Annotated in this window: 24 protein-coding genes, 1 tRNA gene and 1 pseudogene; 12 read left to right on the plus strand and 14 right to left on the minus strand. The window is 63.6% G+C overall.

Annotated features, from left to right (window positions below; translation table 11 throughout):
- Window positions 1-90: 90 nt before the first annotated feature.
- Window positions 91-468: a hypothetical protein gene (locus tag JQ573_RS23795; protein WP_212316086.1), complete on the minus strand. Its 378-nt coding sequence runs from the start codon at window positions 466-468 to the stop codon at window positions 91-93.
- Window positions 469-649: 181 nt separating this feature from the next.
- Here JQ573_RS23795 and JQ573_RS23800 point away from each other — a divergent pair, with 181 nt between their 5' ends.
- Window positions 650-805 carry a hypothetical protein gene (locus tag JQ573_RS23800; RefSeq protein WP_171947754.1) on the plus strand — a complete coding sequence of 52 codons (156 nt, stop codon included), beginning with the start codon at window positions 650-652 and terminating at the stop codon, window positions 803-805.
- Window positions 806-847: 42 nt separating this feature from the next.
- Here JQ573_RS23800 and JQ573_RS23805 read toward each other — a convergent pair whose 3' ends face one another.
- The 6 genes from JQ573_RS23805 to JQ573_RS23830 form a co-directional block, all read right to left on the minus strand.
- Window positions 848-2,233, minus strand: coding sequence for a sigma-54-dependent Fis family transcriptional regulator (locus JQ573_RS23805; protein ID WP_212316084.1), 1,386 nt, complete (start codon window positions 2,231-2,233; stop codon window positions 848-850).
- 53 nt (window positions 2,234-2,286) lie between these two features.
- Window positions 2,287-2,637 carry a flagellar motor switch protein FliN gene (fliN, locus tag JQ573_RS23810; RefSeq protein WP_050631817.1) on the minus strand — a complete coding sequence of 117 codons (351 nt, stop codon included), beginning with the start codon at window positions 2,635-2,637 and terminating at the stop codon, window positions 2,287-2,289.
- A gap of 18 nt (window positions 2,638-2,655) precedes the next feature.
- Entirely contained in the window at window positions 2,656-3,279 is a 624-nt protein-coding gene (locus JQ573_RS23815; protein WP_212316082.1) for a FliH/SctL family protein, read from the minus strand.
- Window positions 3,279-4,364, minus strand: a complete 1,086-nt coding sequence (gene fliG / locus JQ573_RS23820) for a flagellar motor switch protein FliG (RefSeq protein WP_021077001.1) — start codon at window positions 4,362-4,364, stop codon at window positions 3,279-3,281. The genes JQ573_RS23815 and fliG overlap by 1 nt, the downstream gene beginning before the upstream one ends.
- 1 nt (window position 4,365) lies before the next feature.
- Entirely contained in the window at window positions 4,366-5,943 is a 1,578-nt protein-coding gene (gene fliF / locus JQ573_RS23825) for a flagellar basal-body MS-ring/collar protein FliF (protein ID WP_249132299.1), read from the minus strand.
- A gap of 227 nt (window positions 5,944-6,170) precedes the next feature.
- Complete coding sequence (locus tag JQ573_RS23830) at window positions 6,171-6,446, minus strand: DUF1153 domain-containing protein (RefSeq protein WP_002714638.1); 276 nt, start codon at window positions 6,444-6,446, stop codon at window positions 6,171-6,173.
- Between the two features lie 550 nt (window positions 6,447-6,996).
- Here JQ573_RS23830 and JQ573_RS23835 point away from each other — a divergent pair.
- Entirely contained in the window at window positions 6,997-7,776 is a 780-nt protein-coding gene (locus JQ573_RS23835; protein WP_212316078.1) for an alpha/beta fold hydrolase, read from the plus strand.
- 142 nt (window positions 7,777-7,918) lie between these two features.
- On the opposite strand, the gene JQ573_RS23840 is transcribed toward JQ573_RS23835, so the two are convergent.
- Both JQ573_RS23840 and JQ573_RS23845 read right to left on the minus strand, forming a co-directional pair.
- Window positions 7,919-9,175 carry an OpgC family protein gene (locus JQ573_RS23840; RefSeq protein ID WP_212316076.1) on the minus strand — a complete coding sequence of 419 codons (1,257 nt, stop codon included), beginning with the start codon at window positions 9,173-9,175 and terminating at the stop codon, window positions 7,919-7,921.
- A 122-nt stretch (window positions 9,176-9,297) separates the two neighbouring features.
- Window positions 9,298-9,477 carry a hypothetical protein gene (locus JQ573_RS23845; protein ID WP_212316074.1) on the minus strand — a complete coding sequence of 60 codons (180 nt, stop codon included), beginning with the start codon at window positions 9,475-9,477 and terminating at the stop codon, window positions 9,298-9,300.
- 550 nt (window positions 9,478-10,027) lie between these two features.
- Between JQ573_RS23845 and JQ573_RS23850 the strand changes: the two genes are divergently transcribed.
- Window positions 10,028-11,005 carry a helix-turn-helix domain-containing protein gene (locus JQ573_RS23850; RefSeq protein WP_212316072.1) on the plus strand — a complete coding sequence of 326 codons (978 nt, stop codon included), beginning with the start codon at window positions 10,028-10,030 and terminating at the stop codon, window positions 11,003-11,005.
- A 405-nt stretch (window positions 11,006-11,410) separates the two neighbouring features.
- Window positions 11,411-11,698, plus strand: coding sequence for a hypothetical protein (locus JQ573_RS23855; RefSeq protein WP_176533406.1), 288 nt, complete (start codon window positions 11,411-11,413; stop codon window positions 11,696-11,698).
- 1,178 nt (window positions 11,699-12,876) lie between these two features.
- On the opposite strand, the gene JQ573_RS23860 is transcribed toward JQ573_RS23855, so the two are convergent.
- On the minus strand, window positions 12,877-13,596 hold the full coding sequence (locus JQ573_RS23860; protein ID WP_212316070.1) for a flagellar hook assembly protein FlgD: 720 nt from the start codon (window positions 13,594-13,596) through the stop codon (window positions 12,877-12,879).
- A 10-nt stretch (window positions 13,597-13,606) separates the two neighbouring features.
- A complete protein-coding gene (locus tag JQ573_RS23865) occupies window positions 13,607-15,202 on the minus strand; it encodes a flagellar hook-length control protein FliK (protein WP_312011600.1) in 1,596 nt (531 codons plus the stop codon).
- Window positions 15,203-15,561: 359 nt separating this feature from the next.
- On the opposite strand from JQ573_RS23865, the gene mnmA reads away from it, so the two are divergent.
- The 4 genes from mnmA to JQ573_RS23885 all read left to right on the plus strand — a co-directional run bounded on the left by mnmA (window position 15,562) and on the right by JQ573_RS23885 (window position 18,023).
- Entirely contained in the window at window positions 15,562-16,758 is a 1,197-nt protein-coding gene (mnmA, locus tag JQ573_RS23870; RefSeq protein ID WP_212316069.1) for a tRNA 2-thiouridine(34) synthase MnmA, read from the plus strand.
- 25 nt (window positions 16,759-16,783) lie between these two features.
- Window positions 16,784-17,422: a class I SAM-dependent methyltransferase gene (locus JQ573_RS23875; protein WP_173640979.1), complete on the plus strand. Its 639-nt coding sequence runs from the start codon at window positions 16,784-16,786 to the stop codon at window positions 17,420-17,422.
- A gap of 52 nt (window positions 17,423-17,474) precedes the next feature.
- The gene (locus JQ573_RS23880; protein WP_212316067.1) at window positions 17,475-17,831 is read left to right on the plus strand and encodes a hypothetical protein; all 357 of its coding nucleotides are present in this window, start codon (window positions 17,475-17,477) and stop codon (window positions 17,829-17,831) included.
- A 115-nt stretch (window positions 17,832-17,946) separates the two neighbouring features.
- Window positions 17,947-18,023, plus strand: a tRNA-Met gene (locus JQ573_RS23885).
- On the opposite strand, the gene JQ573_RS40795 is transcribed toward JQ573_RS23885, so the two are convergent.
- Window positions 17,980-18,717, minus strand: a complete 738-nt coding sequence (locus tag JQ573_RS40795) for a recombinase zinc beta ribbon domain-containing protein (RefSeq protein ID WP_312011625.1) — start codon at window positions 18,715-18,717, stop codon at window positions 17,980-17,982. The genes JQ573_RS23885 and JQ573_RS40795 overlap by 44 nt on opposite strands.
- A gap of 57 nt (window positions 18,718-18,774) precedes the next feature.
- Window positions 18,775-19,641 (minus strand): annotated as a pseudogene (locus JQ573_RS40800) (recombinase family protein); the annotation flags it as partial.
- A 287-nt stretch (window positions 19,642-19,928) separates the two neighbouring features.
- Here JQ573_RS40800 and JQ573_RS23895 point away from each other — a divergent pair.
- A complete protein-coding gene (locus JQ573_RS23895) occupies window positions 19,929-21,086 on the plus strand; it encodes an ABC transporter substrate-binding protein (protein ID WP_312011601.1) in 1,158 nt (385 codons plus the stop codon).
- Window positions 21,087-21,195: 109 nt separating this feature from the next.
- On the opposite strand, the gene JQ573_RS23900 is transcribed toward JQ573_RS23895, so the two are convergent.
- Complete coding sequence (locus JQ573_RS23900) at window positions 21,196-21,663, minus strand: MarR family winged helix-turn-helix transcriptional regulator (protein ID WP_212316065.1); 468 nt, start codon at window positions 21,661-21,663, stop codon at window positions 21,196-21,198.
- Window positions 21,664-22,063: 400 nt separating this feature from the next.
- Here JQ573_RS23900 and JQ573_RS23905 point away from each other — a divergent pair, with 400 nt between their 5' ends.
- Genes JQ573_RS23905 through JQ573_RS23915 form a run of 3 tightly spaced genes read left to right on the plus strand, consistent with a single transcriptional unit; the run spans window position 22,064 to window position 25,648 of the window.
- A complete protein-coding gene (locus JQ573_RS23905) occupies window positions 22,064-24,322 on the plus strand; it encodes a xanthine dehydrogenase family protein molybdopterin-binding subunit (protein ID WP_212316063.1) in 2,259 nt (752 codons plus the stop codon).
- Window positions 24,323-24,338: 16 nt separating this feature from the next.
- Complete coding sequence (locus JQ573_RS23910) at window positions 24,339-24,776, plus strand: CoxG family protein (RefSeq protein ID WP_223970479.1); 438 nt, start codon at window positions 24,339-24,341, stop codon at window positions 24,774-24,776.
- Window positions 24,777-24,778: 2 nt separating this feature from the next.
- Window positions 24,779-25,648 (plus strand): xanthine dehydrogenase family protein subunit M, encoded by an 870-nt coding sequence (locus JQ573_RS23915; RefSeq protein ID WP_212316059.1) that lies wholly within the window; start codon window positions 24,779-24,781, stop codon window positions 25,646-25,648.
- Window position 25,649 lies beyond the last annotated feature (1 nt).

Consider the following 25,649-nt stretch of genomic DNA (forward strand, 5'->3'; position numbering starts at 1 on the left):
GTGCGACCGCCACGCGAGCAGCGGATCGCGTGACGGAAGGCGCCCTTTCGCGCCGCCCGTCGAGAGCGCGCCGCTGGTCCGGATCAGCCTCTAGAAGACTGCGCTTAGCGACGCCGGGCTGTCGATGATCACAGTGCTGCCGCGGACGCCAGCCCATACGGCTTGGATGGTCTGAGCTGTGTTGCTCAGCGGAATGCCGACGACGAGCGTGGTCGGGATGCGGCCAAAGCTCGACGGGGTCTCGTTATAGGTGAAGCTCGCGACCACCGGCGAGACCGTGCCATTGACGGTAACGCCGAACATGCCGCCCGGGATATCGTTGCCCGTGGCGTAGGGATTCGGAACGTTGAGGGTGATGATCGCGGTGGTGCCGACGCCCTCCGGGATCGTCAGGCTGAGGCCTTGCATCGCCGTGAAAGTCCCGGAGTTGGTGGACAACGTGCCGGCGGTCTGCGCGTAAAGGGCCATTTCACTCTCCAGTTGTCGAAATATAAAAGCGCAATAGGAGATTGAATACGGCAACTGCCCGCGAGACTCAAGGGATGAATGGCAAGGGGAACGGCAAGGGGGCCGGCGCGGCATGTTGGCCGTGGCGCTTTGCCGGCAAGCGCACTAAAAGCCGCGGATGTTTCGCAGACGTGACGGTTCGATGAAGCGCGTGGGAGCCTGGCTGTTCTATCTCGTCGGCGCAATCGCCGTCGCTTATCTCGCGCTCTATGCGTATGTGACCTTCACCGGCAGAGACATCACACCCGGCGATCCGATCCGGATCTTTCGCAAGCCCGATGCGCCCAACTATTCGTGAGGCGCGGCAGTCGCGGCGGGATCGCCTGCCGCTTCCCCTTTCTCAGCCGGCGCTCGCCATGCGCTGATAGTCGGGCGCGCCATTGCCGGCAGGGGTGATGGGGATGCCGCCGTCGGCATATTCGTTCAGCTTGTTGCGCAGCGTGCGGATCGAGATGCCGAGGATGTTGGCGGCATGGGTGCGGTTGCCGAGGCAGTGCTTCAGCGTTTCCAGGATCAAATCGCGTTCGACGTCGGCAACGGTGCGGCCGACCAGCGCGCGGGTGACCTGCTCGGCGGCCAGCGTGGCGTGCGCGACCGCGGGCGCGGTCTTGGCGAGGTCGAGACGGTCGCCGTCGGGGGTCAGGATCGCGTCGGCACCGATCTCGTCGCCCTGCGCCATCAGGACCGAGCGATGGATGGTGTTCTCGAGCTCGCGGACGTTGCCCTGCCAGCGGTTCGCGGTCAGGACGCGGCGGGCGTCGGTCGAGATCGGGCGGACCGCCACGCCGTTGGCTTCGGCATATTTCTTGGCGAAATGCTGCGCCAATTCGAGGATGTCGGCCGGACGATCGCGCAGCGGCGGGATCTTCAGGTTGACGACATTGAGGCGGAACAGCAGGTCCTCGCGGAAGCTGCCTTCGCGCACCGCCTCCGACAGATTGCGGTTCGAGGTCGCGATGATGCGGATGTCGACCGGAACCGGCTTGGTGCCGCCGACGCGGTCGATTACGCGCTCCTGGATCGCGCGCAGCAGCTTGGACTGCAGGCGGACATCCATCTCTGAGATTTCATCGAGCAGCAGCGTGCCGCCGGTCGCTTCCTCGAACTTGCCGATGCGGCGCGCCACTGCGCCGGTGAAGGCGCCTTTCTCATGGCCGAACAGTTCGGATTCCAAGAGGTGCTCCGGGATCGCGGCGCAGTTGATCGAGATGAACGGCCGCTTGGCGCGGGCCGAGCGGGAGTGGACATAGCGCGCCAGCACCTCCTTGCCGGTGCCGGATTCACCGGTGATCATCACGGAGGCGTCCGAGCCCGCGATCTGCTGCGCGAGCTTGATCACCCTGCCCATCGCCTCGTCGCGATAGATCAGATCGCGCGCGTCGTTGGCGACCGCGGCGAGCACGGCTGCGATCAGCTCGGGGTCGGGCGGCAGCGGGATGTATTCCTTGGCGCCGGCGTGGATCGCGGCGACCGCGGCGCGGGCGTCGTTGGAGATGCCGCAGGCGACGATCGGCACGTGGATGTGCTCGGCCTCGAGCCGCATCACGAGGTCGCGGATATCGAGGCCGACATCGACCAGCATGAGGTCGGCGCCCTTGCCGCTGCGCAGCACGTTCATCGCCTGCTCGGCGGCCTCGGCGTGGGTCACCGAGGCGCCGTTGTCCATCGCGATCTTGGTCGCGGTCGTGAGCTGGCCCTTCAGGGTGCCAACGATGAGAAGCCGCATGATGATCTCCTGTTCGTCTGGTCGCGCAGGTTCCGCGCGCTACCGTGAAGTTGTTACGAGCGTTCTGCCTTGATGATTTCGGTCATGGTCACGCCGAGCTTGTCTTCCACCAGCACCACTTCACCACGCGCCACCAGGCGGTTGTTGACGTAGATGTCGATCGCCTCGCCGACGCGGCGGTCGAGCTCGAGCACGGTGCCCGGTCCGAGCTTCAGCAGGTCGCCGACGTCCATCTTGGAGCGGCCGAGCACCGCCGAGACCTGCACCGGCACGTCGAACACGGCCTCGAGGTCGGCGGCGATGCGCGCGGCATTCTCGTCCTCGTTGTAGCCGATGTCGTCGATCCCGGGCGCATCGGCGGCGTTGAGATCGGGAAGCGGGACTTGGGTGTCGGTGTCGCTCATGGTTCAGCCCTCAATCCTTCAGCCGGTCTGGCCGCGGGACGCCAGATAGCGCCCGACGAGTTCGTTGATCTTGCCTTCGATCGCGGCGCGCTCCAGCACCACGCCGCCGTCGGCCCATTCGATCCGGCAGTCGCCGGTCGCAATCGTGGGCTCGGCGAGGATGACCAGCCGGCCCTGGAAGCCGGAATGCGCCGCCACCCGCTCGATATTGTCCTGCGCCGCCTCGTAGAGCGCGTCATTGATGCGGACCACGAGATGCGGCGTCGCCACCAGATGCGAGAAGCAGTCGGATACCAGCGCGGTGATCTCGCCGAGCGGCTCGCGTGCAACCAGTTCGGAGCAGAGCTTGCGGGCGACCGCGACCGCGACATCGACGGCCTCGGTCTCCATTCGGGTCTCGATGCCGGCAAAGCGGGCGGCGATGCCCTTGATCGCGGTGCCGATCTCTTCCAGCGCCTGCGCCGCGCGGCGGTCGCTCTCGACCTTGGCCTCGCGCAGCGCGGCCTCGTAGCCGGCACGATAGGCCCGCGCCTCGGCGTCGGCGACCTTCTGGGCGACCTCGGCCGGGGTCGGGGCACGCTCGCGCGAACGGTCCGGTGCCGAAAAGTCCGTGTCGAACAGGAATTTTGCGGGTGCGGCCATCAGTACACCAGCTCGTCGTCGGCGCGGTTCTTGGTCAGGGTGATCTCGCCGCGGGCGGCGAGGTCCTTGGCAAGGTTGACCAGCAGGGCCTGGGCCTCGTCGACGTCGCGCAGGCGCACCGGGCCCATCGCGGCCATGTCGTCCATCAGCATCTTGCCGGCGCGCGAGGACATGTTGCCGAGGAAGAAGCTGCGCACCTCCTCGTTGGCGCTCTTCAGCGCGACGCCGAGCTTGTCCTTGTCGATGTTGCGCATCAGCGTCTGGGCCGAGGCGGAATCGAGCTTGATCAGGTCGTCGAAGGTGAACATCAGCGCCTTGATGCGCTCGGCGGATTCGCGGTTTTCCTCTTCCAGCGAGGTGATGAAGCGGGTCTCGGTCTGGCGGTCAAAATTGTTGAAGATCTCGGCCATCACCTCATGGGCGTCGCGGCGGCGGGTCTGCGACAGGTTCGACATGAACTCGGTGCGCAGCGTCTGCTCGACGCGCTCGATCACTTCCTTCTGCACCGCCTCCATCCGCAGCATGCGGCCGACCACGTCGAGCGCGATGTCCTCGGGCAGGATCGCCAGCACGCGCGCGGCGTGCTCCGGCTTCAGTTTCGACAGCACCACGGCGATGGTCTGCGGGTATTCGTTCTTGAGGTAGTTGGCGAGCACCTCTTCCTGCACGTTGGAGAGCTTCTCCCACATGTTGCGCCCGGCGGGGCCGCGGATCTCGTCCATGATGCCGGTGACGCGCTCGGCCGGCAGATATTGCTGCAGCAGCCGTTCGGTGGCGTCGAAATTGCCCATCAGCGCGCCGGAGGCCGACATCCGCGACACGAATTCCAGCATCAGGTCCTCGACCACGTCGGCCTCGACGGTGCCGAGCGTCGACATGTGGACCGACAGCTCGCGGACCTCCTCGTCGTCGAGCATCGACCAGATCTTGCCGCCATACTGCTCGCCGAGCGCGAGCATCAGGATCGCGGCGCGCTTCGGGCCGGGCAGCGGCTTGCCCTTGGGCCGGGCGCTCTGCCGGTTCGCCAGCGTCGAGAGGACGGTGGCGATGTCGTTGGCGTTGGTGGTCTGGGGTACGGCGGCCATGTCAGTTCTCTACCGGCTCGCTCAGCCATTGTCGGACGATGGAGACGGTTTCGTTCGGATTGCGCTCGGCGAGTTCGCCGACCCGGTGCACGGCCTGGGCGTGGACCTGGCCCTGGATCTGGGCGACGTCGATCAACTGCGCTGCGCCGCTGCCGCTCGGGATCAGCGCCTGGCCGGGCGCACCGGCGCTCTCGGCATGGGCTTCGGCCAGTGCGGGCAGGCCCGCGCCGCCGCCCAGCGCCGGAATGACGTCGGCCGCCACGATGCGCTTGACCAGCGGGCGCACCACCATGAACAGCACGACGAGGCCGAGCATCATCATGACGCCGAGCTCGATGACATACATCACGTCGTCCTTGGTGAATTGCAGCATGCCGAGCAGGCCGGTCGGCTCTGCGATCGGCTGCGCGGTCGGCGGCTCGGCGAAGCGGAGGTTGACGACCTCGACCTGGTCGCCGCGCTTCTGGTCGAAGCCGATCGCGGAGCGGACCAGGGCGGCGATGCGGTCGAGCTGCTCCTTGGTGCGGTCCTGGTAGACCATCTCGCCTTTTTCGTTCTTGGCGTAGGCGCCGTCGACCAGCACCGCGACCGAGATGCGATTGACGCGGCCGGCCTCGGTCACCTCGGTCTTGGTGGTGCGGGAAATCTCGTAATTGTTGGTTTCCTCGCTCTTCTTGCTCTGGTCGCGGGCGCGGGCGGCGTTGTCCTGGTTCTGGTTGCCCGGCAATTCGTTGTTGACGGTGACCTGGCCGGAATTGTCGGCGGTGAGGCTCGATTCCTCGCGGGTCTGGGTCGAGCGCAGCACGCGGCCTTCGGGGTCGAACTTGTCCGAGGTCTGGGTGATCTTGTTGTAGTCGAAGTCGGCGGAGAGCTGGACGCGGGCGCGCCCGGCGCCGACCACCGAAGACACAATATCCTCGACCTGCTTGCGCATCCGCTTCTCGAAGGCGGCGCGGCGCTCGTCGCCGACCGCGGCATCGGCATCGGATTGGGCGCCGTCGGCGAGCAACTGGCCGGCTTCGTCGACGATCGAGACCCGCTGCGGCTTCAGCCCGTTGACCGCGGAGGCGACGACATGGCGGATCGCGCGGATCTGCTGCGGCTCCAGCGCGCCGCGCACCCTGAGCACGATCGAGGCGGATGGTTCCGGCGTCTCGCGCGAGAACAGCGGCTTTTCCGGCAGCACGAGGTGGACGCGCGCGGCCTGGACACGGTCGATGGCGCGGATGGTGCGGGCGAGCTCGCCCTCCAGCGCCCTCAAATGATTGATGTTCTGGACGAAGCTCGTGGTGCCGAGCGCGTCCGATTTGTCGAAGATCTCGTAGCCGACGCCGCCGCCCTTCGGCATGCCGCCCTCGGCGAGCTTCATCCGGAGCCGCGTCACCTTGTCTTTCGGCACCATGATCGCGGCGCCGTCGCTGCGCAGCTCGAACGGGATCGCCTGGCGCTCCAGCTCCTTGATAATGGCCGAGGAATCCTCGGTCGACAGGTCGGTGAAGAGGGTGGTCATCTGTGGCGTGGTGACGCGCATGATGACGAACGCGAAGAAACCGATGAGGGCTGCGGTGACCGCAACCATGGCCGCGAGGCGGGCCGCACCAAGACCTCGGAAGAAAGCAACCAGACTTTGCACCAACGGCCCCCAGGGATTCGGCCCACGCGGGTCCGACTGGGCAAATATTGCCTAGGGTATGGTTTCCATATGGTTAACGAAGGTTAAGAACCGCGGCAAAAACGCGGACATGAAAAAAACCGGCTTCGCAAAGCGAGGCCGGTTTTCGTCAAATACCACGGTTTAGGCGAAACTTACTGCCGGTACTGCTGGATACGTGTGGTGCGCAGTCCGGCCAGACCATGCTGGTCGATCGAGAACTGCCAGGAAAGGAACTCATCGACGGTCAACGTGTAGCGGCTGCAGGCCTCCTCAAGGGAGAGCAGGCCGCCGCGGACCGCAGCGACGACTTCAGCCTTGCGGCGGATGACCCACCGCTTGGTACCGGGGGCCGGCAGGTCCGCAATCGTTAACGGGCTGCCGTCAGGCCCGATGACGTATTTCACCCTCGGGCGATGGGGTTCTGTCATGGCGTACTCACAAACTCTCAACCACTGAACTCGCAGGAGGTAACCTACGCCCACCGGTTTAAAATTTGCCTAAGCCCAAGCGTTCAATACGAATCTCGTTGGAACGGCCGGGAACAGGTCGGCGGATTGGGCGCTTGGGAGCCGCGCGCTGCCGGCTGTGCGCCTCTTGTCGGGCAGTGGAGCAAGCGGCACCCCTCTCCCTAACCCTCCCCCGCAAGGGGCGAGGGAACCCTCCCGCCTGTGCGTCCCCCACATGTAATTGGGTTGCTCAACGTGAGGTGAGCACACTTATCAGGCTCCCTGCCCTTGCGGGGGAGGTTTTGGGGAGAGGGGGTGGTCCGGGGCGAGATGATTGATTTGAAGCTCGCTTTCGCAATCTCCTCGCGCGTCACGACATGTGTCGAAAGATTGCTGGACGGACAGTCATCACTTCTCTTTGACGACCACGACAGCGTAGCGCCGTAACGTCGTGCTCTCGTGTGCGTAAGAATCGTTGTCCGCTCACTGCAGGTGGGCGCGTTTCCCCAATCACTCCATCCGAGCACTTGTCATGATCATGAACAGACGCACCTTCTCGACCGCCTTGCTTGCCGGAGCGGCAGCTTCGCTGGTGTCTTCGCGCGGCATCGCCGCAACGCAGCCGCCGGTGAAGGCACGCAACGTCGTGCTGGTGCACGGCCTGTTCGCCGACGGCTCGTGCTGGTCCGAAGTCATTCCGCGCCTGCAGGCCGCGGGGCTCAATGTGACGTCCGTGCAAAATCCGTTGACCACGCTGCCGGAAGCGGTCGCCTCGGCGCAGCGGGTGCTCGATCGTCAGGACGGCCCGACCGTTCTGGTCGGCCATTCCTTCTCAGGCATGATCGTCACTGAGGCCGGCGTGCATCCGAATGTCTCGGCGCTGGTCTATGTCGCCGCGCGCGCACCCGATGCGGATGAGGACTACACTGCGCTGGCCAAGACCTATCCGACGCCGCCCGCGAGCGCCGGCATTGTGTTCGATGGCGACGAGGGCCGGCTGAGCGAAGCCGCGTTCCTGCGCGACTTCGCCGGTGACATCCCGGAAGCGAAAGCAAAAGTGCTCTATGCCGTGCAGCAGCCGTTCCACAAGCAACTGCTGGCAGGCATGACCAGCCACGCGGCCTGGCGCAGCAAGCCGAGCTACTACGCCGTCTCGACCGAGGACCGCACCATCAATCCGGATCTCGAACGCTTCATGGCCAAGCGGATGGGCGCCACCACGATCGAGGTGAAGGCCAGCCATCTCGCGCTGATCTCGCAGCCTGAGCCGATTGCGCGGCTGATCCTCGAGGCCGCGGGCCGGTCGGAGTGAGTATCGGCGGCAGGCGTGCTTCGGCAGCGAGCTCCGTTTTCGCCTCTCCCCGGCTGCGGGGAGAGGTCGGAATGGTTGCGTCGCGAATGCGTGTGCGCCCGAACGTGGCAAACAGCCGATGTCCGGCACGATCCAAATTTCATCAAGGGCAGTACGTCGACGGAGCGGTGACGGCTCTCAGCTGTGCATCAAGAACGGTCCTGCGTGCGCGATCCTCGACTTTCCGATTTGTAGCGGCGGTGGGCATTTTCCGATCAACTGCGCCCACCGCAGGCTTGCGCTTGGTGCTGAGCGCGTTCAGGAGCGCCGCGACGGCGGTCATCATCAAGACGCCGCCGAGACTGAGCGCGATCTGCATCGCAGGCCGGTTCGAGATGTTGAGCAGATCAAACTGGCTGACCAGTGCCAGCAGCACGCCGAGGCAATAGATCGGTAGCGAATTCTCGCCGCAGCACCGCGCGCTGCGCAGCATCGGCGTCGATAGCCCTCGCCAACCGGCGGGAACGAGCCATGACGCCACGATCGCGAGAGCCAGGAAATGCAGTAGCCGCAACGGGCTCAGATTCGATTTGTCCAATGGAAATAGCAGGTCCGTCAAAGCCTGCGGCACCACCGGCTTGACGTGCTGGCCGAGTGCAAGGACCAGGCTCGTCGCGAGAAAGAGAGTGGAAAGGACCAGCGCAGGGCGCGACGTTATCCAATCCCGGATTGTCTTCCCCTCGATGACGTACCATGCGCCCAGCACGACCAGAAACTGCCATGCCAGCGGGTTGAAGAACCAGACGCCGTCGGGCCAGGCGGGAACGCGCCAGCTGAAGACGTGCACCAGCGCATAAAGCAGCAGCGAAAGGCCAAGCGTTACGTTTGGTGCGCGCAGCAGCAGCCACAACAACGGTGCGAACAACACGTGACAGATCACAAAGACCGGCAAGACATCGGTATTGACAGGGCGGAATTGCAGGATTGCGGCGTGCGCGAGCGTCGCGCCCGGACGCTCGAACAAGACCCGCGTATTGCTGTCGTCGGCAAGACGATCGCTGTCCGCGACGTAGACGAGCACGGCGCAAGCGAGCGCGAGCAGGAGAAAGGCGGCATAGATATCCCATCCCCGCCACAGCGAACGGCCGATCATGCCTCTCCAGCCGTCACGTTGACGGGCCCTGCCGTAGGCCAGCGCGCAAGTCACGCCCGAAATGAACATGAATATTTCGGCCGCATCGCAGAAGCCGTAGTTGCGCAGCGTCAGCCAGCTTCCGACGTTGTTTGGAATGTGGTCGAGAAATATCCACCATAACGCGATCCCGCGGCAGACGTCGATGCGCGGGTCGCGACCGGTCGATCTGAATTCCGGCGGAGTTTCGCCGATCAATCGCTTCGAGGTGTGGGTTCGGTCATGCATCTGTCGATCTGTCTGGCGTGCGCGCGACCTCGTCGGGCACAGGTCCATGGGACGCTTGGATGCTCCAAGGCGTGCGCGCGCCGGACCAGCCTCCGGCCAAGCCATGGGATTGGACGCTCCAGCTACCCGAGGGTTGGCGGCGCTTTCGCCGGCCAGCCGCAATCAAGGGGCCCGGAACGATCGCCGTCTTCCGGCGGCGCCTGCAGGACTTCGCCGACGAGCGGTATCGAAAGCTGCTTTCGCATTTCGGCGAGGCGGGCACGACAGTACTCGTGATAAAGCATGTCGAATATGGTGGACATGATCGAACGCCTTCCTGATCACTGAGGTTGACTTCCCACGTGACAGATTTCGACCATTTCAACCGGCGGCCAAAAGCCAGCAGTGCCGCCGGCATTTTATGTCCGACAAGTTCTGCTTAGCGATTTGGCCAAAGCAGCGAAATAAGATCGGTATCAGCAATCTTTTCAGAAATGACCTGCCCGCGGCTCCGTAAACCGGATCAATTGCGAACAGGGGCATCAACTGCTCTTCGCTTGCGCACCGCCAGGGATGTCTAATGAATCCGATGGCGGCAATTACAGATAGCGCCATCACGACCGTCTCCTCCTAAGGGAGAAAATAAAGGCCGCGACTTTCGCGATCACTATAAACGTAATATTCTGACCGGTACGTGAACCAGTTCACATCTGCATCGATCACAGGCAAATCAGACTAGCAGATCGATAGCATGGCTTCTTGGACTTGCGCGCACGACCCTGAGAAGGCCGGTGCGTGAATTGCAAAATGCAGACATTGAAAATGGTGTGCCGCAGCATTTCATCCTGATGCTCTGTGAAGGCTGGAGGTCCCATGCCTACGGACGCAGCCGATTTTGCATCGTATCGATTTTCGACGCGCGACCTTCCGGAGCGTATTCGTCTCCCTCTATGGTGCGAGCACTTTGGGCGATGCGTCGTGCACGCCGACATCGAGCCGCTGTCGAACACTCCGATCCAGGCCGATGCGTCGCTGCAGGCGATTCAGGGTCTGCGCATGCTCGCGCTAAAGGGCACTTCGATGCGCTTCAAGCGCTTGCAGGCGAACCTTGCCGATGGCGATGATTCCGTCGGCCTCATCTTCTGCTCTCCCGGCAGAAGTCAGCTATCGCAGCGCGGCCGCGAAGTTGAGCTTCGCGCGGGCGATGCAATCGCAATTCTGCATTCCGAGCCCGCCAGCGTTATCTATGTCGATGGATTGCAATTCGGTCTGGCGGTGCCGCGCGCTGAGCTTGAACAGCGCGTATCGGATGTCGAAAGCCTGGCCATGCGGCCGATCGGGCACCGAACGGAAGCATTCCGGCTATTCGCGACATATCTGAAGTCGGTGCTCAAGGCGAGAGCACTGACCGCCCCGAAACTTCGTCATACGGTCGTGACCCACATCCATGATCTCGTCGCACTCGCGATCAGCGAGTGTCCTGCCTTGGGCGAGAGCGGCGCGAGCGCCGTCGTGGCTGCGCGGCACAATGCAGCCCTCGACTACATCACCATACACTTTCAGGAGCCTGGGCTCAGCGTTCAAACGGTCGCACGTCGCCAGGGCATCTCGCCGCGCTATCTACAGCGCCTGATGGCGTCATCGGGAACGTCGTTCACCGAGCGCCTGAATGAATTGCGTCTCCAGCGCGCGCTCGAATTGCTAACTGGGTCTCACGCCGGCCCTCAGCGGATTTCCGACATCGCGCTGGAGGTTGGTTTCTCGGACGTTTCGCATTTCAATCGCTTGTTCCGAGTTCGTTTCGGCGATTCTCCGCGCGGCGTTCGGCTTGCCCGAAAGGCGGCCAGCTGAGCCGTGCTAACGTGATCGGCACGAGAGATTATAAGGCCATCGACGGCCGGTTCTTCACCGGGGGCTCGGTGTCGGCCGCCAGGAAAGGTCGTCGGACCAAAGGTAGATCGCGATCGCCGCCAGGCACAGGGCTATGCCTATCCAGAAAACCGGCGAGTGATGGATGGGGCGTCGATCGCTCGGAACTCGCTTCATTCGATCAACTCATTGCGCGCGAATGTTGAGGTCGGCAATACCTGGAACCGGAAGTGTCGCTCAGCCAGGCCGCTCTTTGCAAGACATCGTTGACGCGGGTGAATCGGTTGCAAAGCAGAGTGAGCTAGATCACGGCGTGTGCGGGCGTCACGCATCATTGTCGGGGCGTCGCATCGGAGCGGCGAATGGAAAACGAAGGACCCCGACATCATGGCCAACATCGACCACAAGCAAGGCACCTATACGATCGCCGCCAATTCGAGCCAGCCGTTCACGTTCTGGTGGGGCAAGGATTCGAAAGCGCCGAACGAGTTTTTCGACGTATCGATCGCGCCGCATTTCGAGAAGAACCAGACCTCGATGGAGCCCCTGCACGAAACCGACCGGGCCGTGTACTGGGATCACCGCGGCGGCGTCGGCGTCGTGCTGATCCTGACCTTGCAGAATCGCAACAACTTTCCGGTGACGTTCGAGGCCAATCACGTCCGCATCTATTGATGCGGCGCGCACACGGAGCGGGCCGCGCCGGTTGCGCGGCCGGCGCAGGCCAGACCTTGTCAGCCTTGACTGGCGTTCGGGGTTCGTGAGCGCGGCGAGACAGCCTCGCACCCGGTCGTTCCACTCCGGCTGCGTTGCTACTCGCGGGCAGCCGGCGGCAGCCGTTCCCGAAGCGCTGCGATCTCGAGCATGACGGTGATGGCGATGGTCCTGAGGCGCGCATTCTCGGTCATTGTCTCGGCAAGCTGCGGGTGGGGTGCCCCGGCATGGCTTGGAGTGGTCTGGGTGCGTTCTGGCGGTGTCGGGCGTGTCGGGGTCACAGGCTAGCTCTTGCCGGCGGTCAAGGCGCGCAGCCCGGGCAGCTGCGGAGTTTCAGGGCGGAAGCGGCGTTCAAACGCGGAATATGAAGATAACGTCCGCTTGCTTACAGGAAGCTGACGTGTCGCAATTTATTGCTGTTTATGTCTGCCGATGTCGCTTGGGAAGCATGGGGCCCTGGCAATTGCTCGACGGCGCATGCCCCGTCGCAAAAGTATTTAGCGTTATCCGAAATGAAACTCAGTATAAGGTTTGCCCGTCTCACCCGATCGAGGGGCGCTGCGCATCGTCACGGGTGTTGCGACCCGCATGCGCGGGTGATGACACCGAACTTGCCCGAGATCGCCACACATTCAGTGTCGTCCTGGCGAAAGCCAGGACCCATTACCCTAAATCTCGATCGTTGCGCGACGCTGGGGCCACGGCCCTCTTCAACAACACAACCCTGTGGTTATGGGGCCTGGCTTTCGCCAGGACGACGATCGCATATGATACCCGCACTGTCATCGCCCGGCTCGACCGGGCGATCCAGTACGCCGCGGCCTCTCGGCTCAAGCACGGGCGTCTCTGGAATACTGGATCGCCCGCATGCGCGGGCGATGACACCGAACTTGCCCGAGATCGCGTCACACACTCAGTGTCGTCCCTGCGAAAGCAGGGACCCATAACCACCGAAGTTCTTTGTTGTGCGTTGCTGCTATGACGAGTCCCGTCAACAACACCCGCCGCGGAGTATGGGTCCCTGCTTCCGAATGCAGGGACGACAGGTGTGTATGCGGCAACTCGCGACGCGCAAAAGCGCACGCGCAATTCCCGCGAAGCTGAACGCCCGGATTGGTTGGATGCAGCGAAGCCTTAGCTTAGCTGCTGCCCGTCGCGCCGCGCACCACGCGCTTGATCTTGTCGGTGGTATAGGTCTGGCCGCCGATCGAGAGCAGCGGCGGGGAGGCGGTCAGGTCGACGGAGTCGACGACGCCCTGAATCTCGGTCGAGATGGCGAGGTCGTTGCCCTTGGAATCCTTGCCGGTCGCGGTCAGCGTGTAGGTGCCGGCCGGCCATTGCGTGCCGTCCGTGCCCTTGCCGTCCCAGACGAAGCTGGCATTGCCCTGCTTCAGGTTGAAATTGCCGGAATAGGCGGTCTGGCCGGACGCGCTGGTGATCGTGATGGTGGCGCTGGTGGCTTGCGGCGACACCAGATTCCAGGTCGCGGATTTGTTGAACTGCGTCTTGCTGCCGTCGACCGCGACCGTGTTGCCGACATAGACCAGCGCCTGGGTCGATTGCGCGCTCTTCTCGATCGCGATCAGCTGCTTGAGCTGATCGTTGGATTTCAGCTGCTGCTCGACGCCGGCGAACTGCACGAGCTGCTGGGTGAACTGGTTGGTGTCGAGCGGGTCGAGCGGGTTCTGATGCTGCAACTGCGTGGTCAGCAGCGTCAGGAAGGTCTGGAAATTGTCGGCGATGCCCTGCGAGGAGGTCGTCAGGCCGCTGCCGGTGCTGCTGCCGCTTCCGGAGCTCGTTCCGTTGCTGGTGCCCGGTGCTGAGACGACCGGCGTCGGCATGGTTGCGTCGACTGCCATGGTGAACTCCTTACACTCTGATATCGACGCCGCCGAGGGCGCCGGTTGCGCGGCCATAGGAGCGGCCCGCCGCTGCGGCGGGGACGCTGTCCTCCTCAGTGACGATCAAACGATGGGCGTTCGGATTGGACTGGCCGTTGTTGTTCTGGCCCGACTGCGACTGGTCGCGCAGGCTGAACTGCAATCCGCCATTGCCGGTCGACAGGCCGGCATTGTCGAGCGCGCGCTGCAGCTGGTTGGCGTCCTGGCGCAGCATCGACAGCGTTTCCGGGCGTTCGACGGTGAGATGCGAGGTCACCTGGCCGTTGCGATCGACGTCGATGCGGACATCGATGCGGCCGAGCTCGGCGGGATCGAGCCGGATCTCGAAGCGGCTCTTGCCGCTCTTGGCGGAGGCGGCGATCTGCATCGCAAGCCCGCTGAGCGGCACGGCGGCGGTCTGCGCTGCGTTGGTCACGGTCAATTGCGCGGTCGCAGACGGCGTCGTCTGGCTGGTCGGCAGTTGCGCCTGGAGTGCATTCGCCGCCTGCGCGCCGGGATCGGGCGTCGTCAGCTGGGCCTGCGCAGCCGCGTGGCCGCCGGCCGTCGGCGTCGGCGCGGCGTTGCCGTCGCCGCTTGCATCGGCCTTGATGGCGTCGGCTGCGCCGTCCGCGGTGGCCTTCGCCTTGCCGGCAACGGCCGCCGGCTGCGTGGCTGCGGGAACGATGGTGGTCGGAGCAGCCTGCGCGGTGTTGGCGTTGCCTTGAGTTGCGCCGTCCTGGTCGGTTGGCGTTGTCGCGGTCGCGTCCTTTGCGGCCACCTGTGTCTTGGCTTGCGTCGTCGTCTTCGTGGCGGGCGTTCCGGCGGCAACCGTGGCGGCGAGTGTCGCATCGCCGGTCGCCGTCGCTGCGCCGGAAACCGTTGCCGCATCCGTCGTGATGACCTGTCCCTCGGTCTTGACGCCGGCCGCCTTGGCGACCTTGTCGGCATTCGCCGTGGTGGTCGCCGCCGTTGCGGTGTCGGCGCCGGCAGGCGCGCCGCTGCCGGCCGGCGCACCGGTCGCGGCGATGACGGAGCTGGCCGCGATGGCGGCAGCCGCGATCGCAAGCGGTGCGGCCGGCTGGCCGGCTGGCGCGGTCGCCGCTGCCGGGTCAGTCGCCGGTGCGGCGGCGACGGGGACGGCAACCACGGCGCTGGCCGCTGCCGCATTGGCTGGATCCGGCTGCGGCACGGCTTGCGTCGTGGCCTTGTTGCCGGTGGATTGGGCATCGGTGCTCGACTTCGAGTCGTCCGATTTCGATTTCGACTTGGTCTTGGGCGGCGCGTCGCTGTCGCTATCGACCTTGTGGTCGTCGCGCGAGCTGCCGGAATCGCGCGACGTCCGGTCGGGGGCTGTGCTGGTGTCGCGGGAGCGTGCATCGGTCGTCGAGGTCGAATCGTCGGACCGGCGCGCGGGCGCCGGTTGGGCGTCGTACCTGTTGTTGTCGCTCGTGGACGCAGAATTGCTGTCGACCAGCGCGGCAAAGCCGTCGTTCCCCGCCTGCGGGGCGGGGTCGGGCCGCGCTGATCGCGGCGTCGAGCCCTGAAAAGACCGGCTTGCCAATGCTTCCGACGTCACGCTGACCACTGCCAACCCTCGCAAATGAGACTTCCGGCGTATTGTCAGCAAGGAGCGGGCCAACCATGGAGCGTGACAAATGATCAGTTATTTCAATTGGTTAAGAGTCGCGCACGCGGCCTGGAACGGGTTCCGGACAGGCCTCCTTTTTGCCCGGCGGCAAGATTTGCCGTCCGCGCACGGCAAGACACGGATTCCGCCGGATTGCCTCGCCGGAATACGGCCTATATTAAAGGTGGCCTCCGACGCGTCCCGAACCGACCGAACCGGCCTTGGACGCGTTCTAAGGCTTTCTGGACAAAGGCTTTTTCCAATTTCGTCGCGGAGCGCATAAGCTCGCCGCGACAGTGACCAATGACCGCTTAGAGATGCTCAACAGTCTGGATCTTGAAGGCCGCCCTGAAGACACACGGATCGTCGTTGCCATGTCCGGCGGCGTCGACTCGTCGGTGACGGCTGCGCTGTTGAAGTCGCAGGGCTATGACGTGGTCGGGATCACGCTGCAGCTCTACGACCATGGTGCCGCGACCCATCGCAAGGGCGCCTGCTGCGCCGGCCGCGACATTCACGATGCGCGCAATGTCGCGGAGCGGATCGGCATCCCGCATTATGTGCTCGATTACGAAAGCCGCTTCAAGCAATCCGTGATCGACAATTTCGCCGACAGCTACGCGCTCGGCGAGACGCCGGTGCCGTGCATTGAGTGCAACCGTTCGGTCAAGTTCCGCGATCTGCTCTCAACCTCGCGCGAGCTCGGCGCGCAGGCGCTCGCTACCGGACATTACGTCGCCTCGCGTCGGCTTGCCGACGGATCGCGCTCGCTGACTTGCGCGGCGGATGCCGATCGCGACCAGAGCTATTTCCTGTTCGCGACCACGCGCGAGCAGCTCGACTTCCTCCGCTTCCCGCTCGGCGACATGACCAAGCCGCAGACCCGCGAGCTGGCGCGGCGCTTCGATCTCGAGGTCGCTGACAAGCAGGACAGCCAGGACATCTGCTTCGTGCCGACCGGCCGCTACACCGACATCATCGGACGGCTGAAGCCGAATGCGATCGCGCCGGGCGACATCGTCGATCTCGCCGGCAATGTCATCGGCCAGCACCAGGGCATCGTTCATTTCACCGTTGGCCAGCGCAAGGGCCTCGGCATCGCCTCGGGCCATCCGCTCTATGTGGTCAAGCTCGACGCGGCGACGCGCCGGGTCGTGGTCGGGCCGCGCGAGGCGCTGCGGATGGATCGCATCGCGCTGCGCGACGTCAACTGGATCGGCAACGGCGCGCTGGACCGCGTGATCGGCGAGGGTATCGAGATCTATGTCCGCGTGCGTTCGACGCGCGCGCCGCAGCCGGCATGGTTGCGCGCCACGGATGGCGGCTATGAGGTCGAGCTCGTCGCGGGCGAGGAGGGCGTGTCGCCCGGCCAGGCCTGCGTGTTCTACGACGCAGCCTCCGGGCAGGCGCGCGTGCTCGGCGGCGGCTTCATCAGAAGTGCGAGCGCGAGCCGCATGGCGCGGGCCGCGACGCAGGATGCGATGGCGCCGCTCGCGGAAGCGGTTCGCGGCTAGACAGAAGAAGCATCGGGGCAGGGGAATGGCTGGGGACATCGACCGCGAGGGGGTCGAAAAGGCGTATGGCCGCTGGGCACCGATCTACGATCTCGTGTTCGGCAAGGTGTTCGATCAGGGCCGTCAGTCGACGATCGCGGAGGCCGACCGGATCGGCGGACGCGTGCTCGACGTCGGCGTCGGGACCGGGCTGTCGCTGTCGGAATATGCGCGCACCACAAAGCTGTGCGGCGTCGATATTTCCGAGCCGATGCTGCGGCGGGCGCTCAAGCGCGTGCGTGCGCTGGGCCTCAGCAATGTCGAGACGCTGGCGGTGATGGACGCCAAGCACCTCGCATTTCCGGATTCGTTTTTCGACGCGGTGGTCGCGCAATACGTCATCACCGCAGTGCCGGATCCCGAAGCCACGCTGGATGATTTCATCCGCGTGCTGAAGCCGGGCGGCGAGCTGATCTTGGTCAATCACATCGGCGCCGAGAGCGGCCCGCGCCGCATCTTCGAGCTCGCCTTCGCGCCGCTGGCGCGGCGGCTGGGCTGGCGTCCGGAATTTCCCTGGGAGCGGCTGACCAATTGGGCTGCGAAACATGGCGGCGTCAGCCTTGCGGAACGCCGGCCGATGCCGCCGATGGGGCATTTCTCGCTGATCCGCTTCCGCAAATCGTGAGGCTGCGGCGATTTTGACGGGAACATCGGCGCGTCGTCACGGTTTTCTCGTCATGAGGATCAATCGAACGCTCGCTTTATCCTGTGCCCTGATCATGGCGCCCGTCGTTGCCGCGGCGCAGGCGCCGCCGACGCCCGCCACGCCGCCGGCACAGACGGCACCGCCGGCGCCGCAGCGCGCCGCCGCGAATTGCGCGCCGCAGCAGCCTTCGCATCCGGCTGTTGCGGTTCCGGAGGGAACCACCACCGGGCAGGCTTTGGGCGACAAGCTCGCCAGATCCGACGGCGTGCTGTGTCCGCCGGCCGGCGTCGACCCCGAAATGCGTGCGCCGACCCCGCAAGGCGGCAACACGCCGGTGATTCCGCCGCCCGGCAGCCCCGGCGGCGACCCATCGGTGAGGCCAAAATAGCCTCTATCTGCAATAGTTTGCGGTCTCGTCCGGGTTTGCTTGACAGGCGTGCGTGCCACTCTTTATATGCCGCGCGTTCGCACCTGCGGCTCTACGCCGCCGATCGCGAGCTCATGGCGGGGTAGCTCAGCTGGTTAGAGCACGGGAATCATAATCCTGGGGTCGGGGGTTCGAGTCCCTCTCCCGCTACCATCTTTACCCACACTCCTCGGACGTTGTGGGGGTAGGCCTGCTCACCCAGCAGTGCGTTCAAACGTCCCACAATCTCAACGGTGACCCCGCCTGGATGCGAGCCGTTTCGAAATACCGTTACGGTCTCAACGAGATCCCTGACTGCTTCCGCTGCCTCAGAATCCCCAGCATTCACGCCCTTGGACAAAGCGTCCTGAAGATGGACGAGTTGTTGCTCATAGCGCGCCAGTACCGCCGGGTGGAGCGAGATAACATCGCCAACAGCAGGTTCGGCGTTCAGCTCGTTTGCTACCTGCTTTCGCTCTTCGTCTAAGGCGCTTGAGCGCGGACCGAGCACCGCTGGGTCACCGTGCCCTTTTGCTATCGCGTCGACGAGCCGGCTAATCTCGCGATTGAGCTCGCCGAGCCGCATTTCAAGGTGAGCCCGTTTAGCGTTCGCCTTGGCTGAGAGACGTTTCCGCTCTTCGTGATAAGTGTGCACGTACTCAGCGATCACGCTTGGATGCCGCATCTCGGCCTCCAACCCGGCAAGAACTGCACTCTCCACCGCTGTGAGATAAAATGTCTTTGCATCGCGACACACACCACTCTCCGTGGCGGCTGAACAGCGGATGCGAATACGTTCCGACTTATCCCTGCCGTTCGTTGACATTCCTGACCCGCATGCTCCGCAGCGGAGGAGGCCCGACAGCATGTGGCGCGGCCGCCTCTGATGATTCGGATGGGTATTGCCGCGCGCCTGCTTGCGACTCTGCGCGGCGTCAAACAGCTCTTGAGAGATAATGCGAAGGTCCGGCACGTCCGTGGCCTGCCAGTCGTTCTTGGCGTTCGGACGCGACAGTCGCTTTCCGGTGTCAGGATCTTTGACCATCCTCACTTTATTCCAGACGAGGCGCCCCGCGTAGAGTCCGTTCTAGAGTATGCCTGTGCCACGCTGCATATTGCCATTAATTGTCGAGGCGTTCCATGCGCGCCCGCGTGGCGGCGATATGCCTTCATTGTTCAGATCGTAGGCGATTTCACGAGGCGTCCTACCAGCAACGTATTCTTCGAAAATGCGCTGGACGATGTTAGCTTCAGCTTCGACAATGATCCGCTTGCCCTTCTCGCCGACGGCGGGAGCATAGCCGTAGGCCCTCCCGCCTGCATTGAGGCCTTGGCCGACGCGACCCGCCAGACCTCTGCGCACCTTGTGAGCGTTGTCCTCGCGATACAGCTGACCCACCAGCCCGCGAAGTCCGACCAGGACTGTGTTTACGACGCCTTCATGGACCGCTCGTATTTCAATACCGAGGAATGAAAGCCGCTTATGGATACCAGCGAGGTCTTCCATATCGCGCGAGAGGCGATCGAGAGCCTCGACGACCACGACATTGAAAGACAGGTCTCTTGCTTGATCCAATAGACGAAGCAAGCCACCCCGTCCCATGATGGAGCCGCCAGAACGGGCTCTATCCTCATACACTTCGATGATGTTTATGCCCTCGCGCGAGGCGTAGCCTCGACAGAGCGCGATTTGGTCCTCGATCGATCTTTCGTTTTGCGGGTCGGTCGAGAACCGGGCGTAGATCACCGCTTTCTTTATTGACAGTTTCGATGCTGGCCTGATCTCGTTCATGATCTTCCCTTGCCGCCTGGCGTGCCAATGCCCGTGCAAGGCGTAGAATCGCCTCGTCCGGAATCAACTGCAAGGGTAATTTGGGAATTCTGGGACGCACGATCAAACTGCTCGCTCGCAGATGCACAGCATGATCGAACGATCAAAAGCTCGGAAGAACTTAGGTTCATGAGGGCGAACCGCGCCACCAATGCTGATACTATCTCTATCCATGTGCGAAGCATGAATCCGCGCGCATTCCGCCGGAAGCTCAGAATACTTTCTGCCGTACAATCAGAAAGCGTGGCGTGCAAATCGGTTGGCGCGACCCTGGCGCCAGCGATGCGGAGATCAAGGTCGGTCAGACCATGCCATTCTCGGGGCCGGCATCGGCCTATGCCTCGATCGGCAAGACAGAGGCCGCCTATTTCAAGATGATCAACGATCAGGGCGGTATCAACGGCCGCAAGATCAACCTGATTCAGTATGACGACGCCTATTCGCCGCCGAAGGCGGTGGAGCAGGTGCGCAAGCTCATCGAGAGCGACGAGGTGCTCCTGACTTTCCAGATCCTCGGCACGCCTTCGAACGCAGCCGTGCAGAAATATCTCAATTCCAGGAAGGTGCCACAGCTGTTCGCGGCCGCCAGCGCCTCGAGGTTCTCCGATCCGAAAGACTTTCCGTGGACCATGGGCTATGATCCGAACAACTTTGTCGAGGGGCGCATCTACGGCCAGTTCATCCTGAAGGAGCATCCGGACGCCAGGATCGGCGTGCTTTATCAGAATGACGACTTCGGCAAGGATTATCTGAACGGCATCAAGGCGGGGCTCGGAGACAATGCCGCCAAGATGGTGGTCGCGGAAGCTGCCTACGAGGTGACCGATCCGGCCGTCGACTCGCAAGTCCTCAGGATCAAGGATGCCGGCGCCGACCTGTTCTTCATCGCCGCCACCCCGAAGCAGACGGCGCAGGCAATCAAGAAGACCGCTGAGATCGGGTGGCATCCGGTCCAGATCGTCGACATGAAGGCTAGCTCGGTCGGCAGCGTCCTGAAACCGGCCGGGCTTGAAAACGCCAAGGGTCTCATCAGCACCAATTACGGCAAGGAGCCGCTCGATCCGCAATGGAAGGACGATCCGGGCATAAAGCGCTATCTGGCCTTCATGGAGAAGTACGATCCGGACGGGGACAAGAGCTCGAACTTCAACACCTATGCCTACAGTGCGGCACAGCTTCTGGTCCACGTGTTGCAGCAGTGCGGCGACGACCTGACGCGCGAGAACGTCATGAAGCAGGCGGCCTCGCTCAAGAATGTCACGGGCGACCTCGCGCTGCCCGGGATCACGATCGACACCTCGCCGACCGACTACCGCCTCCACAAACGGTTGCAGATGATGCGGTTCAACGGCGAACGCTGGGAGCTGTTCGGCCCAATCCTGGAGGTCGCGGGGCCTGCGGGCTAGTTGCTGAGTTCTGCGATCCAATCGGCGGCCTGTGGGCCGCCGATTTTTTTCGGAGGCGGCATCGCGTGCCGGATCAGGCGCGAATCCTCGACCCCGGACGGGAACGGGCTCAGCGGCGTATGATCTTCTTGAGGATTTCGGTAAGTGTTCGAAATTCTTCCCGGGTCAAGGGAGCGAACGTCTCGCTTGAAATCTCACCGACCGTTTCGATTGCGGCGTCCGCCACTCGTCTGCCCTTGTCGGTCAAATCGACCTCTCGCCGTCGCGGATCCAAAGGATCCTCGGAACTCGTTATAAGGCCGCGTAATTTGAGACGATTAATAACGCCGGTAATGGTAGCTGAGTCGTAGTGTATCAGGCGTCCCAAATGGTTTTGCGAACAAGGTCCGACCTCCCTCAATTTCGCCAGCGTTGAGAATTGGGGTGCCGTCAATTCTTCAATCATCTTCGTGGCAAAGATGGCTGTGTGAGTACGGAGCGCGACGCGCAGCAAGAAGCCCGGTGCGTCATCCAGCCTGTATGACTGTGCAGCTTCTTTTTGCTTTTCCACCGAGCGCCGCTTCGTTTTCGTTTGCACGACTTTCGTTCCCTTGCGGTTGCCGCATCTCGCCGAGAGAGCTTTGGCTGATCGACTCCGAAGTCCTCGGCGCCGATCATTGGTCTACATTCGTTGAACTCAGGAATCCATCTTTGTTGGCCGGAGACCGACTTTATCGTCCCACCGCCGTGTTGAGGTGATCCGGCACGAGCTGCCCGTTTCCCGGCTCCTCGGTCGTCCGGGTGGCGGACATCTACAGCTTTGAGGACTGAAGCCCGTGCGGGCTCAACATTCGGCCGCGAGCTGTTGGACGGGCTCCCCTCATTCGCGGTGCGGTGCATCATTGTGTGTACAAGTGCAGCACTTGCATACAAGTGATAAATGCCGTAGTGTCCGCAGATCGCCTCAGCGGGGCACCAAGGCACCATCGGCTTCACGAATGTCGGCAATTGACCAAATGAGCTCCGTTCGACCAGACCTGATCGAGAAGGTCACCGGGCGCGCCGAATACATTACCGACCTGATGGTCCCGGGGATGCTGCACGGATTTGTGGTTCGCTCGCCGGCCGTTCATGCCCGCATCGTTTCGATCGAAGCGGGCGCCGCCCGTTCCACGGACGGTGTCGTGGACGTGCTGATCGGTGAGGATGTTGCCTCGTTCGGGCGCTGGGGCGTTGTGCTCAAGGACCGGCCGATCATTGCCACCGACCGCGTGCGATATGTAGGCGAACCCGTCGCCGTGGTAATCGCTGAAACCATCGAGATCGCGGAAAACGCCGCAGAACTCATTGATGTCAGTTACGAGGAGCTTCCGCGGGCAACGAGCATACAGGAGGCCATGGCGGACGGCGCGCCGCTGATCCACGAGCGCCACGAAAATCTTCAGGACTTCTATTTCAAGGGTGGCGCCAAGCCGACGCAAGGCAGCAACATCTTCCACACCCACCGCAGCAATGTCGGCGACGTCGACGCCGCCGAGGCGGCCGCTGCCTACGTTCACGAGGATCACTTCACGTTCCCGGCCATCTCTCACTTTGCGATGGAGCCGCACGCGGTCATCGCGGACTTCAACGGCGATTCCCTCACGGTCTGGTCCGGTGCGCAGACGCCGACCGCTGTTCAAAAGGTGCTGTCGCGCCTGTTCCGTCTGCAGTTGGCCAAGGTCCGCGTGATCGTCCCTTTCGTCGGCGGCGGCTTCGGCGGCAAGGCGTCGGTGAAGATCGAGCCGCTGGTGGCGGCCGCGTCGTGGAAAGTGCAGCGCGCCGTCCGCGTGGCCCAATCCATTTCCGATTCAATGCTGACCTGCCGAAGGCTCGGGGCCGAGATCGCGATTCGCACGGCCGTGGACGCAAAGGGGCGAATCCTCGCCAAGAGCGCCAAACTGCTGCTCGATGGCGGCGCCTATTCCGACACGGGCTCCGCTGTCGCCACCAAATCGGCCAATCGCATCATCGGTCCCTATGCGGTGCCGAACCTGCGCCTCGAGGCTTCGGCCGTTTACACCAACACCGTGCCCGGCGCTGCCTTCCGTTCTATCGGCGGGCCGCAGGCTGTCTGGGCCAAAGAATCCCACATGGACAATGTCGCTGCGGCCATCGGCATGGATCCGGCCGAGTTCCGGTTGAAGAACCTCGCGGCCCGTGGCGAGCGCACGCGACCCGATCTGCGTGCGCTCGACATGGACATGAGTGAGCTGATGGGCCGTGTGACCCAGTCGTTCGCATCGGACTCGCAGGCCTCGAATCGGCGGTCTCGCGGAATGGCGGTCGCCGCGACCGATCCGGCGAACACGCCGATCGCCAACGCGATCGTCCGTCTCAAGATCGATGGATCGATCCTGGTTTCGGTCTCCAGCGTCGAAGTCGGCCAGGGCGCGCATGCAACCATGGCCCGGATCGCCGCGCAGACGCTGAAGCAGCCGTTCTCCGCAGTCAGCACCTTGCGCGCAGATACGGCCGTCGCCCCATACGACTGGGGCACGGGCGCGAGCCGATCGACCGTCGTGGTCGGCCTGTCGGTCGAGAACGCTGCGCTCGATGCCGCCGATCAGATCCTCGACATGGTCATGGATGTCTGGGAGCTTCCCAAAGAGAGTCTGTCGCTCGTCGAGGGGGGCGTCTCTACCGGGTCGGAGGTTCTGACCTTCCATCAGATTTTCCACCGCACGCTCGGCGTCGACTCCGGGGAGGTCGTCGGGCGTGGCGCGATCACGCCGCGTTCGAAGAAAGGCGCGCTGGCCGAGTCACCGCTGTTCTGGGAAACATCCGCGGGCCTTGCCGAAATCGTCGTCGATGAGGACACCGGCGAGATTCGCGTGCCCCGTTACGCGAGCGCCGCCGACGTCGGGCGCGTGATCAATCGCGTCGCCGCCGAAGGGCAGGACGAGGGCGCCGCCACCATGGGCTTCGGACACGCGCTCTACGAACAGCTGGAATTCGAGGACGGTCAGCCCGTCAATGCGACGCCGATCGACTACACGATCCCGCGCATTTCGGACGTGCCGCCGGTGTTCGATACCATCCTGATCGAGAATGGCGACGGGCCGGGTCCGAGCGGCGCCAAAGGAATGGGCGAAGGAGCGATCCTGCCCGTCGCGCCGGCAATCGCCAACGCGCTGTTCTCGGCCTACGGCGTCCGGATTACCGATCTCCCGATGACGCCTGAAAAGGTATGGCGCGCCCTGCAGAAGAGGAAGTGAGTTCATGGAATTCAATATGTCGATGCTGGTGCCGGCGACGCCAGAGGATCTCTGGAAGACGTTGATCGACGTGCCCAGCATCTCGTCCTGCATCCCCGGATGCGAGGACGTCGAAGAGATCGCGCGGCTGGAATCCTACAAGGCGACGGTCAAGCAGAAGATCGGGCCTTTCAAGCTCGAAGTGCCGGCTGAGATCCTTGTCGAGTCGGTGACGGAGCCGTCTCACGTCCGCACTCGTGCCACGGGCCGCGACAAAATCACCGGGACCAGGCTCGCGGTCATCCTCGACGTCAGCGTGATTCCGGAAGACTCGGGCTCCAAGCTGGCCGTCGACGCGAAGGTCGACATCCAGGGGCGCCTGGCGACCATGGGACTCGGGATCATCAGACGCCGCGTTGACCAGAATTTCGAGGAATTCGAGACGCGACTCAAAAACCTGCTGGGCGCGGCCTGATCATGCTGCCGACTCCTTTCGAATTTGAGAGGGCATCCACCATCGCCGACGCCATCAGGGCGGTCGGGCAGGAGGGCGACGGCATGTTTTATTCCGGCGGCACCGAATTGCTGCTGGCGATGAAGATGCGCGTCATCCATACCGAGCGGCTTATCGACATCAAAGGAATCCCCGGCCTCGATCGCATCGTCCTGAACGACGCGAACGAGCTGGAAATCGGCTCGCGCTGCACACACAAGAAGATCGCGGGCGATTCCATCATTCTCGAACACGTGCCGGCGCTGGCCTCGCTCTGTGCCAACGTGGCGAACGTCCGGGTCCGCAGCGTCGGAACAATCGGCGGCAATCTGTGCTTCGGCGAGCCGCATGCAGATCCGCCAACGATGCTCGGCGCGTTGGATGCGCGGCTTGTGCTTCAAGGTCCGAGCGGCACCCGCCTTGTTCACGCCGACGATTTTATCCGGAGCGAGCTGGAAACGGTGCGGGAACCCGACGAGTTGCTGACGCGCGTGGTGTTTCCGCGCCCCTCTGGGCCCGTGACCTATCGGCGGTTCAAGCACGGTGAGAGGCCCTCGGTGAACGTCGCCATGGCCTGGTCGCTGGACGCCAACGGAAGGAGGATCAGAAGCGCCCGCGTGCGGGTCGGAGCGCTCGGTTCGCGACCTCAGCCCTTGAAGGCAGTTGAAAAAGCTCTCCAGGACATATCCGTCGCCGAGGTTCGCCCGGCTATCGAGGCGGTGCTCCCGACGGCACTGGATGAGCTTGAAGTCAATGAGGATAGGCATGGCGGCGCCGACTATAAGCGCCACCTTGCAGGTGTCTTGCTGCTGCGAAACGCCGAAGAGGCCATCGCGGCAGGCGGGAGCGCATGAC

The organism is Bradyrhizobium sp. AUGA SZCCT0105 (assembly GCF_018129565.1).
Lineage (GTDB): Bacteria > Pseudomonadota > Alphaproteobacteria > Rhizobiales > Xanthobacteraceae > Bradyrhizobium.

Excerpts from the sequence above, each read along its gene's own strand:
- JQ573_RS23795 (WP_212316086.1), bottom strand. The coding sequence starts at position 468 with ATGGCCCTTTACGCGCAGACCGCCGGCACGTTGTCCACCAACTCCGGG.
- JQ573_RS23800 (WP_171947754.1), top strand. The coding sequence starts at position 650 with ATGAAGCGCGTGGGAGCCTGGCTGTTCTATCTCGTCGGCGCAATCGCC.
- JQ573_RS23805 (WP_212316084.1), bottom strand. The coding sequence starts at position 2,233 with ATGCGGCTTCTCATCGTTGGCACCCTGAAGGGCCAGCTCACGACCGCG.
- fliN (WP_050631817.1), bottom strand. The coding sequence starts at position 2,637 with ATGAGCGACACCGACACCCAAGTCCCGCTTCCCGATCTCAACGCCGCC.
- JQ573_RS23815 (WP_212316082.1), bottom strand. The coding sequence starts at position 3,279 with ATGGCCGCACCCGCAAAATTCCTGTTCGACACGGACTTTTCGGCACCG.
- fliG (WP_021077001.1), bottom strand. The coding sequence starts at position 4,364 with ATGGCCGCCGTACCCCAGACCACCAACGCCAACGACATCGCCACCGTC.
- fliF (WP_249132299.1), bottom strand. The coding sequence starts at position 5,943 with ATGGTTGCGGTCACCGCAGCCCTCATCGGTTTCTTCGCGTTCGTCATC.
- JQ573_RS23830 (WP_002714638.1), bottom strand. The coding sequence starts at position 6,446 with ATGACAGAACCCCATCGCCCGAGGGTGAAATACGTCATCGGGCCTGAC.
- JQ573_RS23835 (WP_212316078.1), top strand. The coding sequence starts at position 6,997 with ATGATCATGAACAGACGCACCTTCTCGACCGCCTTGCTTGCCGGAGCG.
- JQ573_RS23840 (WP_212316076.1), bottom strand. The coding sequence starts at position 9,175 with ATGCATGACCGAACCCACACCTCGAAGCGATTGATCGGCGAAACTCCG.
- JQ573_RS23845 (WP_212316074.1), bottom strand. The coding sequence starts at position 9,477 with ATGTCCACCATATTCGACATGCTTTATCACGAGTACTGTCGTGCCCGC.
- JQ573_RS23850 (WP_212316072.1), top strand. The coding sequence starts at position 10,028 with ATGCCTACGGACGCAGCCGATTTTGCATCGTATCGATTTTCGACGCGC.
- JQ573_RS23855 (WP_176533406.1), top strand. The coding sequence starts at position 11,411 with ATGGCCAACATCGACCACAAGCAAGGCACCTATACGATCGCCGCCAAT.
- JQ573_RS23860 (WP_212316070.1), bottom strand. The coding sequence starts at position 13,596 with ATGGCAGTCGACGCAACCATGCCGACGCCGGTCGTCTCAGCACCGGGC.
- mnmA (WP_212316069.1), top strand. The coding sequence starts at position 15,562 with ATGCTCAACAGTCTGGATCTTGAAGGCCGCCCTGAAGACACACGGATC.
- JQ573_RS23875 (WP_173640979.1), top strand. The coding sequence starts at position 16,784 with ATGGCTGGGGACATCGACCGCGAGGGGGTCGAAAAGGCGTATGGCCGC.
- JQ573_RS23880 (WP_212316067.1), top strand. The coding sequence starts at position 17,475 with ATGAGGATCAATCGAACGCTCGCTTTATCCTGTGCCCTGATCATGGCG.
- JQ573_RS40795 (WP_312011625.1), bottom strand. The coding sequence starts at position 18,717 with ATGCTGTCGGGCCTCCTCCGCTGCGGAGCATGCGGGTCAGGAATGTCA.
- JQ573_RS23905 (WP_212316063.1), top strand. The coding sequence starts at position 22,064 with ATGTCGGCAATTGACCAAATGAGCTCCGTTCGACCAGACCTGATCGAG.
- JQ573_RS23910 (WP_223970479.1), top strand. The coding sequence starts at position 24,339 with ATGTCGATGCTGGTGCCGGCGACGCCAGAGGATCTCTGGAAGACGTTG.
- JQ573_RS23915 (WP_212316059.1), top strand. The coding sequence starts at position 24,779 with ATGCTGCCGACTCCTTTCGAATTTGAGAGGGCATCCACCATCGCCGAC.